12 protein-coding genes are annotated in these 12,489 nt (G+C 69.2%); 5 read left to right on the plus strand and 7 right to left on the minus strand.

Annotated elements, in window-relative coordinates; genetic code table 11:
• The 5 genes from ABNT58_RS06690 to ABNT58_RS06710 form a co-directional block, all read right to left on the minus strand.
• On the minus strand, positions 1-920 hold a 920-nt coding region (locus ABNT58_RS06690), incomplete at its 3' end, for an SMP-30/gluconolactonase/LRE family protein (RefSeq protein ID WP_348752724.1).
• Between the two features lie 23 nt (positions 921-943).
• On the minus strand, positions 944-1,912 hold the full coding sequence (locus ABNT58_RS06695) for a tripartite tricarboxylate transporter substrate binding protein (RefSeq protein ID WP_348752725.1): 969 nt from the start codon (positions 1,910-1,912) through the stop codon (positions 944-946).
• Positions 1,913-1,924: 12 nt separating this feature from the next.
• Positions 1,925-2,848, minus strand: coding sequence for an NAD(P)-dependent oxidoreductase (locus ABNT58_RS06700; protein ID WP_348752726.1), 924 nt, complete (start codon positions 2,846-2,848; stop codon positions 1,925-1,927).
• Positions 2,845-3,543, minus strand: a complete 699-nt coding sequence (locus tag ABNT58_RS06705; RefSeq protein ID WP_348752727.1) for an RraA family protein — start codon at positions 3,541-3,543, stop codon at positions 2,845-2,847. The genes ABNT58_RS06700 and ABNT58_RS06705 overlap by 4 nt, the downstream gene beginning before the upstream one ends.
• Positions 3,544-3,583: 40 nt before the next feature.
• Entirely contained in the window at positions 3,584-4,552 is a 969-nt protein-coding gene (locus tag ABNT58_RS06710) for a tripartite tricarboxylate transporter substrate binding protein (RefSeq protein WP_348752728.1), read from the minus strand.
• Between the two features lie 101 nt (positions 4,553-4,653).
• On the opposite strand from ABNT58_RS06710, the gene ABNT58_RS06715 reads away from it, so the two are divergent.
• The 5 genes from ABNT58_RS06715 (at position 4,654) to ABNT58_RS06735 (ending at position 10,702) form a co-directional block, all read left to right on the plus strand.
• Positions 4,654-5,568 (plus strand): LysR substrate-binding domain-containing protein, encoded by a 915-nt coding sequence (locus ABNT58_RS06715; protein WP_348752729.1) that lies wholly within the window; start codon positions 4,654-4,656, stop codon positions 5,566-5,568.
• Between the two features lie 117 nt (positions 5,569-5,685).
• On the plus strand, positions 5,686-6,957 hold the full coding sequence (locus tag ABNT58_RS06720) for an ATP-binding protein (protein WP_348752730.1): 1,272 nt from the start codon (positions 5,686-5,688) through the stop codon (positions 6,955-6,957).
• Positions 6,957-7,649, plus strand: coding sequence for a response regulator (locus ABNT58_RS06725; protein ID WP_348752731.1), 693 nt, complete (start codon positions 6,957-6,959; stop codon positions 7,647-7,649). Before ABNT58_RS06720 ends, ABNT58_RS06725 begins: the two co-directional genes overlap by 1 nt.
• 156 nt (positions 7,650-7,805) lie before the next feature.
• Positions 7,806-9,536, plus strand: coding sequence for an MFS transporter (locus ABNT58_RS06730; protein WP_348752732.1), 1,731 nt, complete (start codon positions 7,806-7,808; stop codon positions 9,534-9,536).
• A gap of 95 nt (positions 9,537-9,631) precedes the next feature.
• Entirely contained in the window at positions 9,632-10,702 is a 1,071-nt protein-coding gene (locus ABNT58_RS06735; protein WP_348752733.1) for a hypothetical protein, read from the plus strand.
• A 12-nt stretch (positions 10,703-10,714) separates the two neighbouring features.
• Here the strand turns inward: ABNT58_RS06735 and ABNT58_RS06740 are convergent, their stop codons facing one another.
• Entirely contained in the window at positions 10,715-11,362 is a 648-nt protein-coding gene (locus ABNT58_RS06740; protein ID WP_348752734.1) for a hypothetical protein, read from the minus strand.
• A partial coding sequence (locus ABNT58_RS06745; protein WP_348752735.1) for a zinc-dependent alcohol dehydrogenase occupies positions 11,359-12,489 on the minus strand: 1,131 nt, incomplete at its 5' end. The genes ABNT58_RS06740 and ABNT58_RS06745, both read right to left, overlap by 4 nt.

Genomic DNA, 12,489 nt, shown 5'->3' on the forward strand with positions numbered 1-12,489 from the left:
GCGGGCCCGCCATGGATGGGCAGCCCGCCCTGCGGCAAGGTGGCGCGAAGCACGTGGCCGTGGGTGGAATCGGTGACGTAGAGCGTGCACCGGTCTGCCCCACCAAAGGCCAGGTTGGTGAGCGAGACGCCCGGCCCGGCCTGCAGCACCTGCTCGGGCTGGCCGTGGGGGCTGAGCACCCACACCAGCCCCAGGCCCGGGTTGGCCACCAGCACCCGGCCGGCCTGATCCACCGCCAGGCCGTCGGGGCCGCTGGGCCCGTACGAGGTGAAGAAGGCCCCCACCTTGGCCACGCTGCCATCGGCCAGCAACGGCACCCGCCACACCTGGTTGCCACGGGTCACGCCCAGGTACAGCACCCGCTCGTCGGGCGACAGCGCCACGCCGTTGGGGCTGGGCACGTTGTCCAGCAGCAGGTCGAGCCGGCCATCGGGCCGCAGGCGGTACAGCCGGCCCGTGGGGTCGTGCAGGCCGGTCTGCCCCTGGTCGGTGAAGTACAGGTTGCCCTGGCTGTCGAAGCACAGGTCGTTGACGCCCTTGAAGCGCTCGCTGTTGCGGCGGTCCAGGTACGGCCGCACCGCGCCGGTGGCCACGTCGCAGGCCATCAGGCCGTTGCGGTAGTCGGCCACCAGCAGCTCGCGCCGGTTCAGCCACTTCAGGCCGTTGGGCTCGCCGTCCCACTGCGCCACCAGCGTCCACGCGCCATCGGTGCCGATGCGGAAGATGCGGCCGAACGGAATGTCGGTGACGTACAGCCGGCCTACGTCGTCGAACACCGGGCCTTCCAGGAACGAATCGGTCGGCTGGCCGCCCCGGTTGGCCGCCGCCCAGTCCGAGGTGTCGCCGGTGCGGCGGAACTTGTCGGGCATGCGGCTGAAGACCTCGAGCGGCTGCACCTGCGGCGGCTGGAGCACGAACAGCATGGTGGCCTCCTGGCGCGTGCTTATTCGCGCTCGAACGCGGTGTTGGCGGCGATGCGGCCCCAGAAAGCCGTGCGCTCGCTCAGTTCCTTGGCAAAGGCCGCCGCATCCCAGGTGCCGGGCTCGGCGGCAATGCCTTCGGCAAAGGCCTTCATGTCGGCCGAGGCCATGGCCGTGGCCACTTCCTTCTGCAGCCGGTCGACCACCGCCTGCGGCGTGCCCTTGGGCGCAAACAGCCCGGTGAAGTTGATGAGGCCGAAGTTCTTCACGCCCGCCTCGGCAAAGGTCGGCACCTCGGGCAGTGCCGACAGCCGGCGTTCGCCGCTGACGGCCAGCAGCCGCGCCTTGCCACCCTTGACGTTGCCCATCACGCCGGGCGTGGAAGCGAGCTGGAAGTCCACCGTGCCCGAGAGCATGCCCATCGTCGCCTCACCCGCGCCCTTGAAGGGCACATGCAGGAAGCGCGCGCCAGCGGCAATGCCCAGCGCTTCGCTGGCGAAGTGCGGGGCCGAGCCGGCACCGCCGGTGCCGTAGGTGATGTCGCCGGGCTTGGCTTTGGCCGCCGCCAGCAGGTCGCCCAGGGTCTTGAAGCGCGAGTCGGCCTTGACCACCAGGCCCATGGGCGCAAAGACGAAGGCGCTGACCGGCAGCAGGTCCTTCTGGTGGTCGAAGGGCAGCTTCTTGAAGATGTGCGGCAGCAGCGCGTAGGTGGTGTCGTTGGCCGCCAGCGTGTAGCCGTCGGCCGGTGCCTGCACCACGGTGGCCAGGCCGATGGTGCCGGTGGCGCCGGCCTTGTTTTCCACGTAGAAGGTCTGGCCGGTCTGCTCCTGCAGCTTGGCCGCCATCTTGCGCGTGACCACGTCCACCGCGCCACCCGGCGGGTAGGGCACCACGATCTTCACCGGCTTGGTGGGCCAGGCCTGGGCCTGCGCCACCACGGCAGAAGTCAACCACGCCGCAGCCACGGCGATACGGATCAGGGTCTTGTGCATGGGGGTCTCCGGTCAGCCGTGCAGCACGGCCAGCGCATTGCGCGCGGCGCCCACGCCCATCTTCACGTAGGCATCGGCGGTGACGCCGCCGATGTGCGGGCTCAGCGTGATGCGCGGCTCGGCCTGGAAGGGGTGGCCGGCGGTCATCGGTTCGGTGGCAAAGCTGTCGAGCCCGGCACTGGCCACCTGGCCGCTTTGCACCGCGGCCAGCAGCGCGGCTTCGTCGATCAGGCCGCCGCGCGCGGTGTTGACCACGATGACGCCCCGCTTGCACTGCGCCAGCGTCTGGGCGTTGATCAGGCGCGCGTTGTCGGCGGTCAGCGGGCAATGCAGCGAGATCACGTCCGCCTCGCGCCACAGCGCATCGAGCGACGCGCTGTGCACATAGGCCGGCAGGTCCTTGGCATACGGGTCGAAGCCCAGCACGCGCATGCCCATCGCATCGGCCATGCGCGCAAAGCGCAGGCCGATGGCGCCCAGGCCCACCAGGCCGATGGTGCGGCCTTCCAGCTCCACGCTCTTGTGGGTGGCCTTGTCCCAGTGGCCGGCATGCATGCGGGCGTCCAGCGCCACCACCGACTTGGCACAGGCCAGCAGCAGGGCCAGCGCATGCTCGGCCACCGCCGCCGCATTGGCGCCCGCGGCCGCCACCACCTGGATGCCGCGCGCGGCGGCAGCGGTCTTGTCGATGGTGTCGGTGCCGCTGCCGTGCTTGGAAATCACCTTCAGGCTGGGCGCGGCGTCCATGGCCGCGGCGCTTACCTTGCTGTAGCGCACGATGATGGCCACCGGGTCGTGCCGGCGGCACAGGGCCACCACGTCGTCTTCGGTCGGCGTGCGGCCGGCGTACACCACCTCGTAGTCGCCCAGCAGGGCCAGCGCCTGCGGCGCCAGGTCGCTGCCGGTGACCAGGAAGACGGGCTTGCTGGCGCTCACAGCGTCTCCCCTTCCTTCAGCACGCCGGCGCTGCGCAGGGCGCCGTCCAGCCAGCCGGGGCGCAAGGCCTTGCGGCTCTTGATGTCGGCGATGCGCTTGGTTTCGGCCGCCACCTTGTCTTCGGCCAGCGGCAGCAGCGCGGCGGCCTTGGCACGCTCGACCACCGTCACGCCATCGGCATCACCCACCACCAGGTCGCCGGGGTGCACCGTCACGCCGCCGATGGAAATCGGGTGGTTCAGCCGGCCCGCGATGTTCTTGGTGGGGCCGTTGGGGTTGAGGCCGGCCGCGTACATCGGCAGGCCCAGCTCACGGATGGCTTCGCTGTCGCGCACCGCGCCGTCGATCACCACCGCGGCCACGCCGATGGCGGCGCACTGCTGGCTCATGATCTCGCCCATCAAGGCGCTCGACAGGTCGCCCTTGCCGTCGACCAGGATCACGTCGCCGGGCTTGGCGATGGCCATCGCGGCATGGATCATCAGGTTGTCGCCGGGGCGCACTTCCACCGTGAGCGCCGGGCCGGCAAAGCGCATGCTGGGCGACAGCGGCGCGATGCGGCCGTGCAGCGCGCCGCGGCGGCCGGCCACGTCGGCCAGGATGGACGAAGGAAAGCGGGCGGCCTGTTCAACGACGGCGGCGTCGACGCGCTCGAAATCGCGGATCACGTCGGGCAATGCGGCGGCTTGACTCATGAAGAGCTCCAGAAGGTGCGGGTGGATGCGGTGGAAGGGGTCAGTCGATCTTGGCGCCGGAGTCCTTGACGACCTTGCCCCAGCGCGGGATCTCTTCCTTGATCAAGGCGGCGAACTGCTCCGGCGTGCCGCCGGCCGGGTCGGCGCCTTCGTCGCTCAGGCGCTTGGCCAGCTCGGGCTGCTTCAGGGCCTTGTTGAACTCGGCGTTCAGGCGGGCCACCACGTCCTTCGGCGTGCCGGCCGGCGCCAGCAGGCCGAACCAGGTGACGGCGTCGAAGCCCTTGTAGCCCGACTCATTGATGGTGGGCACATTGGGCAGGTCGTCCACCCGGCTGGCCGAGGTGACGGCCAGCGCGCGCAGCTTGCCCTGCTTGATCTGGCCGATCAGCGTGGGCACCGACGACATGTACAGCTCCACCTGGCCGCTGATCACGTCCGTCAGTGCCTGGGCGGCGCCCTTGTAGGGCACGTGCTGGGTCTGGATGCCAGCGGCCTTCTGGAACAGCTCGCTGGTCAGGTGGGCCACGGTGCCGTTGCCCGGCGAGGCGAAGTTGACATGCCCCGGCTTGGCCTTGGCGGCCTTCACGGCGTCGGCCAGCGTGCGGTAGGGCGAAGAAGCGCCCGTCACCATCACCAGCGGCGCATTGGCCACCAGCACGATGGGCACCAGATCCTTCTGCGAGTCGTAGGGCATCTTCGCGTACAGCGAAGGATTGATGGCCAGGTTGCTGGTCTGCCCCAGCACCAGGGTGTAGCCATCGGCCGGCGACTTGGCGGCGGCGTCCACGCCCAGGTTGCCGCCCGCGCCGGGCTTGTTGTCGATGATGAAGGTCCAGCCGGTGGCAGCGGCCACGCGCTGGCTGGTTTCACGGGCGATCACGTCGGTGCCGCCGCCGGGCGGAAACGGCACCAGGATGCGGATGGGCTTGCTGGGCCAGGCCTGCGCCAGGGCGGCGCTGCAAAGCGTGGAGGCGGCCAGGGCCAGGGCAAGGCGTCGGGTGAACTGCATGGATCTGTCTCCGTCGAAGGGGTGCGCGCTTGGAAGCTGCTCTGCGCGTCGTCCAGATGGAGTATTGGGTGGCGATCCCCTACAGTCCAATCGATAGTTTCTTGAAACCCATCAATGGGGCTTCGCCGATGGACCTGCGTGACCTGCGCTACTTCGAGACCATTGCCGAGCTGCAGCACCTGGGCCGCGCCAGCGCCCGGCTGCACCGCACCCAGCCGGCGCTGACCAGCAGCATCCGCCGGCTGGAAGCCGACTGCGGCGCGGCGCTGTTCGAGAAGTCGGGCCGCGGCATCCGCCTGACCGAGGCGGGCCGGGTGCTGCAGAAGTGGGCGCAGCGCATGCGCTTCGACGTGGAGGATGCCCGGCGCGAGCTGTCGACCATCGGCGCCGGCATGGCCGGGCATGTGCGTGTGGGCATCGTGCCCACGGCCGCGCAGTTCCTGATGCCGTCGGTCGCGCGGCAGCTGTTGCAGGAAGCACCAGCGGTGACGCTGCGCACCGTGGTGGCGCTGATCGACACCTTGAAGCCGCTGCTGCGCGCCGGTGAGCTGGACCTGATCGTGGGCACCGAAAGCCCGCCCGAAGACGGCTACATCTCCAAGGTGCTGGCCGAAGACACCATCGTGGTGGTGGCCAGCGAGGGCCACGAAGTGTTCCAGGGCACGCCCACGCTGAAAGACCTGACCGCCTACCGCTGGGCGCTGCAACCGCCGGGCGCCCCCACCCGCGACTGGCTGGACCACACCTTCGACCGCAAGCGCCTGCCGCGCCCGCAGGTGCAGGTGGAAACCACGATGCTGCTGATGCTGCCGGCGCTGATCGTCGAGACCGGCCTGCTGAGCTTCGTCTCACGCCACCACCTGCAAGGCCCGGGCGGCCAGCAGGGCCTGCGCGAGGTGCCGGTCAAGGGCGCGGCGATGCGGCGGCGGCTGGTGGTGAGCTACCGGGCCCACGGCTTCCTGTCGCCAGCAGCGCGGCGCTTGATCGAGCTGTTCGGGCAGCGGGCGGCCGCATAGCCGCGCGGTCGCGTTCACCGCCCACGCGAGAATCCGCCCCGCCAGTGCCATCGCCCCACCCGGACCATGCTGCGCGCCCACGATCCCCTTCCTCGTCAAGTCGCCCGCTCCGCGGCCGTGATCGGCCTCAGCGCCGTGGTGGCCTGGCACATGGCGGCGCACTTCGATCCGGCGAACGTCATCCTGGTCTTCATGGCCGGTGTGGTGTTCGTGGCGGCCACGTCCCGCCGCGCGGTGTCGTTGTGCTCCATTGGCCTCAGCATCGCGCTGTTCGACGTGCTCTTCGTCGCGCCGCAATGGGGCTTCGAGCCTTCGCGGCCGCAGGCGGTCTTCACCCTCAGCTTCATGGTGGCCATCGGCCTGCTGGTCACCGCGCTGGCCCAGCGCGTGCGGCGTGAAGCGGCCGAAGCACAGCGGCGCGCCGAACGCCTGCAGGCGCTGAACGCGCTGTCGCTGGCCCTGGCCGCCGCCACCGACGACGCCTCGGTGTCGCGCGCGGTGGCCGACACCCTGCACGAATCGCTGGGCGTGCAGGCGCGCATCGACGCCGCCCAGGGCGGCGAGGTGGTGCTGGAGGCGGAAGCCCCCACCGACCCCGCCGCGCGCGAGTTCATCGCCGGTGCGGCGGCGCAGGCCCGGCTGGCGCTGTCGCGCCTGGCCTCGGAAGCGCGCAGCGAAGCAGCCGCCGTGCGCACCGAGAGCGAACGCCTGCGCAACACGCTGCTGTCGGGCATCTCGCACGACTTCCGCACGCCGCTGACCACCATCGTCGGGGCCACCACCAGCCTGCTGGAGCAGGACCATGCGCTCGACCCCACGGCCAAGCGCCAGCTGCTGCACAGCGTGCTGCACGAGGCGCAGCGCCTGCATGCCCTCACCAGCACGCTGCTGGACCTGTCGCGGATGCAGGAAGGCGCGCTGCAGCCGCGCTTCGAATGGTGCCCCGCCGACGAGCTGGTGCAGGAGGTGCTGCGTGCGCTGCAACCGCGGCTGCAGGGTCTGCAGGTGCAGGTGGCGGTGCCCGGCGACCCGCCGGTGTGGTGTGACCCCGGCCTGGTCGAGCGGGTGCTGGCCAACCTGCTGGACAACGCCATTCGCCATGCGCCCGCCGCCGGCCGCATCACCATCGCCGCGCAGCACACGCCGGGCCATTGGCAACTGAGCGTGGCCGACAACGGGCCCGGTGTGCCGCCAGGATCGGAGTCGCGCATCTTCCAGAAGTTCGTGCGCGGCGACCACGGCGGCAACGGCACCGGGCTGGGCCTGGCGCTGTGCGCCGCCATCGCCGACCTGCATGGCGGCAGCATCGGCGTGCACAACGACAGCGGCGCCGTGTTCACCCTGCGCATCGTGCAGCCGACCGACGGGCCGGCAGACCTGGAGCGGTGATGGGCAACGCCACCACGGTCCTTGTGCTGGAAGACGACGACAGCATCCGCCAGCTGCTGGCCGCCACCTTGCGCGCCGAGGGCCACCAGGTGGAAGAGGCGACGACGGTGCGTGAAGGCCGCACGCTGGCCAGCAACCGGCCGATCGACGTGTTCCTGGTCGACCTGGGCCTGCCCGATGGCGATGGGCTGGAGTTCATCCGCTGGCTGCGCGGCTGGACCCAGCGGCCGGTGATCGTGCTGTCGGCCCGGCTGCACGAAGCCCACAAGGTGGCCGCGCTGGATGCCGGCGCCGACGACTTCGTGAGCAAGCCCTTCAGCGTGGCCGAGCTGCATGCGCGACTGCGTGTGGCGCTGCGCCATGCGGCCCGCAGCGCGATGGCCGGCAGCACGCGGCTGATGCTGGGCGAGCTGTGCGTGGACCTGGACGCCCGCAGCGTGCAGCGCGGCGAAGAGCGCATCCGCCTGACCGCCACGCAATGGCGCCTGCTGGAAGCGCTGGCCCGCCAGGCGGGCCGCGTGGTCACCAGCGCGGCGCTGCTGCGCGAGGTGTGGGGGCCGGGGCACGACGAGCAGCTGCACTACCTGCGCATCTACGTGCGCCAGCTGCGCCAGAAGCTGGAAGCCGACCCGACCAACCCGGTGTACCTGCTCAACGAGACGGGTGTGGGCTACCGGTTGATGTGCCGCTGAGCCCTGCGCGGCCGCCCGCCTGACGGCGAACTTACGGCCTAGGTGGAAGCCCGCAAGCCGTCGTTTACGCGGCTTTTACGCCCGCCTGCTTACGCTGCGGCCGGACCCGCGGGCCGTTCCGGCATCGCGGCCTGACACCCCACCTCAAGAGGCAGTATGAGCACCATCCCCGTGAGCAGCGCGGTGCCGGTCGACCGCAAGCGGCCGATGACGAAGGAGGAACGCAAGGTCATCCTCGCATCCTCGGCAGGCACCATCTTCGAGTGGTACGACTTCTACCTGTACGGGGCACTGGCGGCCATCATCGGCGCGCAGTTCTTCTCGTCGTTTCCTGAGGCCACACGCAACGTGTTTGCGCTGCTGGCTTTTGCGGCCGGCTTCCTGGTGCGGCCCTTCGGCGCCCTCTTCTTCGGCCGCCTGGGCGACCTGATCGGCCGCAAGCACACCTTCCTGATGACGATCCTCATCATGGGGCTGTCGACCTTCGTGGTGGGCCTGCTGCCCAGCTACGAGGCCATCGGCTGGATGGCCCCGGTGGCGCTGATCGTGCTGCGCATGCTGCAGGGCCTGGCGCTGGGCGGCGAGTACGGCGGCGCGGTGGTGTACGTGGCCGAGCATGCGCCGCAAGGCCGGCGCGGCTACTTCACCAGCTGGATCCAGACCACGGCCACGCTGGGGCTGCTGCTGTCGCTGATGGTCATTCTCGGCGTGCGCACCCTCACCGGTGAAGACGCGTTCAAGGACTGGGGCTGGCGCATCCCGTTCCTGCTGTCCATCATCCTGCTGGGCATCTCGGTGTGGATCCGGCTGCAGATGGAAGAGTCGCCGGCCTTCAAGAAGATGAAGGAGGAAGGCCGCCAGTCGAAGGCGCCGATCGCCGAGGCCTTCGGCAACTGGAAGAACGGCAAGTTCGCGCTGATGGCGCTGCTGGGCCTGGTGGCCGGTCAGGCGGTGGTCTGGTACACGGGCCAGTTCTATGCCCTCTTTTTCCTGCAGAGCATCCTGCGGGTGGACATGTTCTCGGCCAACGTGTTGATTGCCTGGTCGCTGGTGCTGGGCACTGCGGGCTTCGTGTTCTTCGGCTCGCTGTCCGACCGCATCGGCCGCAAGAAGATCATCCTGGCCGGCTGCGTGCTGGCCGCGGCCACCTACTTCCCGGTGTTCAAGGCCATCACCGCGATTGCCAACCCCACGTTGAACGCGGCGCAGCAGAACACCAAGGTGGTGATCGTGGCCGACCCGCACGACTGCTCGTTCCAGTTCAACCCGACGGGCACGGCCAAGTTCACCAGCTCGTGCGACATCAGCAAGGCGCTGCTGGCGCGCAGCTCGGTCAACTACTCGGTGCAGTACCAGCCGGGTGCCATCCCGGCCAAGGTGATGATCGGCAGCACCGAGATCGCTTCTTACGAGGTGGCCAAGCTGTCGGGCGACGCCACCAAGGCCACGCCTGCCGCCTTCACCAAGCAGGTGAACGATGCGCTGGCCGCCGCGGGCTACCCCGCACCGGGCAAGCCGGCCGAAGGCATCGTCAAGCTCGACGGCTTTTTCGACATCTTCAACAGCCAGGCCTTCCCGCTGGTGCTGATCCTGACCTACCTGGTGCTGCTGGTGACCATGGTCTACGGCCCGATCGCGGCGGCGCTGGTGGAGCTGTTCCCGACCCGCATCCGCTACACCGGCATGTCGCTGCCATATCACATCGGCAACGGCTGGTTTGGCGGCCTGATGCCGGCCACCGCCTTCGCGATGATCGCCCAGACCGGCGACCCCTACTACGGCCTGTGGTACCCCATCGTCATCGCGCTGGGCACCTTCGTCATCGGCATGCTGTTCGTGCCGGAGAACAAGGACAAGGACATCTTTGCGGAGCAGGGCGCGCGATGAGCCCGACGGGCTGCGCGGCCAGCGCAGCCCGTCTTGTATGGAAGCGCGGTGCGTGCTACGGTGGCGGCCGCTCGTGCAGCCAACCGGAGTACGCGATGCCCAGGCTCAAGGACCTTGAAGCGGGTGACGTCATCATGACGATGCTGAACAGCAAGCCCCCCGCGCTGCACACTCAGATCTACACCGAAGACAGCCATTTCCCGGCCACCATCATCCACGCGGTGGACGACAGTGGGCGCAAGCTGCACAAGGTGATGCCGACCTCCGTCAAGGGCTCGCCTGATCTCTGGGTGTATCGCTGCCAGGACGCGCAGCTGGCGATCGGCGCTGCCGTGCAAGCCATGAAGTGGGCGGCGTACGAGACGCCGTTCGACCAACAACGCAAGTACACGCGGGAGGCGCTACGGTCGCAGCTGGCCCTGAACGACCAGGACCCGTTGGCTGCCGTGCAGGAGCTGTTCAAGAAAAAGGGCAAGTTCCGCGCGATCAAGTACGCCGCGCGCCGCGACGACCCGCTGTGCAGCCCCAAGGAAGACGGCACCGATGGCCGCGGCGTGAACTGCGCGATGTTTGCGCTGCTGTGCTATCAGGCCGCCGCCTTGAGGCCGCATGTGAAGACGCCTGGACTGCTGTATCCGGATCTGCGGATGGTGCGAGTCTCGGACAAGAAGATCAGCCCGGCCGAAGTCGAGATCATCAAGAAGATGAAGGGACTCGACCCTACCGACCTCGAACAGTACCTGGACTACGCCAACGGGCTGCACTCGGACAACGAGTTCGCGATCGACTGGGACCTCGTGTCTCGCGACAAGCCGATCAAGCACCACGAGGTCAAGCGATGGATCGGCTACATGTACCTGCCTTCGCTGCTGATGTGGTCGTCCAGCACACCCATCAGCCGCTTTGCGTTCGACAAGGAGATGGGACCTGGGTTGATGCTGGATGCCAAGGTGGTGACCTCGGAGCAGTTCCGGCTGGCCATGGAGGCCGACAAGGAACGGTGGAAGCTGATCGGACCGCTGGAAGAGGAGGCATCACCGCCCGACCCGGCGTACAAGAGTAAGCTCCAAGCACACCGCGAGACGGCCACAACCGAAAAGCAGAACTACAAGCAGCAGGCGCCGCTCAAGGTCAACGGCGGTTCGGTCAAACTTCCATCGAAGTAGCCGCGCAAGCCATCACCTGGGCCGCCGCCCTTCCGTCCACGGCCGCAGCGCCTCCGGCGTCCGCATGTCGTTTGGCACCTCCAGGTCGCGGGCCGCGCCGCGGCTGGCTTCTATGCCCTTCGGGTAGCCGCTGCGGCCGCTCCAGTCGTGCGGCCGGGCCTGGCGTTGCTGCCGCTCGCGGCGCAGGCCTTCGGCGCAGTACAGATCGACGGCGGTGACCGCCAGCAGTGCCACCAGCGTGCCGGCGCGTGAGCCGCCGCGGCGGCCGAACAGGCTGGGGCGGCGCGGCGCCAGGACCACGGTGGCGATGTCCAGCACGTCGCCGGCCACGCGGCCCCATACCCAGGGCTCGGGGTCGGCGCTGGCCAGCAGGCCGGCGCCTGTGCCCAGCTCGCGCAGGCCGTGGCCGCGCACCAGGGCGCGGCTGCTGGGCAGCGGCGTCTGGCCGGCCAGGCGGCGCAGGCCGCCGGCGCCGTCCAGCTCGCCCATCTCGGCCACGCGGGCCACCCGGCGCGGCGCCGCCAGCTCGGCCAGGCCCAGCGCCAGGCTGACGAAGCCCAGGCCACGCGCCAGGGCCTGCAGGCCCGGCCGCTGCCTGGGGGCGTCGCGCAGCGTGCGGCCGGTACCGCCGGCCGAAGAGAAGTCGGTCATGTCGTTCATGGCTTCATCACCACCTTGATGCAACCGTCCTGCTTGTCGCGGAAGGTCTTGTACATGTCGGGACCATCGGCCAGCGAAACCTGGTGCGTGATCACGAAGGAGGGGTCGATCTGCCCTTCCTGGATGCGGCGCAGCAGGTCGCCGGTCCAGCGGTTGACGTGGGTCTGGCCGGTGCGCACCGTCAGGCCCTTGTTCATCAACGCGCCGATGGGCAGCTTGTCGATGAGGCCGCCATACACGCCCGGGATGGACAGCGTGCCCGCCGGCCGGCACACGTAGATCATCTCGCGCAGCACATGCGGCCGGTCGGTCTCCAGCATCACCGCCTGCTTGGCGCGGTCGTAAACCGAATCGATGCTGCGCGTGGCATGCGCTTCCAGGCCCACCGCGTCAATGCACTTCTCGGGACCCTTGCCCTGGGTCAGCTCCTTCAGCCGCTCCAGCACGCTTTCTTCGTCGAAGTTGATGGTGATGGCGCCGCCGGCCCGGGCCATGGCCAGCCGCTCGGGCACACGGTCGATGCACACCACCTGCCGGGCCCCCAGCAGCACCGCGCTGCGGATGCAGAACTGCCCCACCGGCCCCGCACCCCAGATGGCCACGGTGTCGGTGGGCTGGATGTCGCAGGCCACCGCGGCCTGCCAACCGGTGGGAAAGATGTCGCCCAGGAACAGCACCTGTTCGTCGGTCAGGCCATCGGGAATCTTGACGTGGGTGACGTCGGCATACGGCACGCGGATGTACTCGGCCTGGCCGCCAGGGTAGCCCCCCGTGAGGTGCGAATAGCCGAACAGGCCCGCCGTGGTGTGGCCGAACATCTTGTCGGCCATGTCCTTGTTGCGGTTGCTGCGCTCGCACACCGAGAAGTTGCCGCGCCGGCATTGTTCGCATTCGCCGCAGGTGATGGTGAAGGGCACCACCACGCGGTCGCCCACCTTGAGCTTGCTGTTGCCCTTGCCCACCTCCACCACTTCGCCCATGAACTCATGGCCGAGGATGTCGCCGGACTTCATCGTGGGCATGAAACCGTCGAACAGGTGCAGGTCCGAGCCGCAGATCGCGCAGCAGCTCATCTTGACGATGGCGTCGCGCGGCTCCTCGATCTGCGGATCGGGCATCGTCTCGTA

The organism is uncultured Aquincola sp., assembly GCF_964001545.1.
Taxonomy (GTDB): domain Bacteria; phylum Pseudomonadota; class Gammaproteobacteria; order Burkholderiales; family Burkholderiaceae_C; genus Aquincola.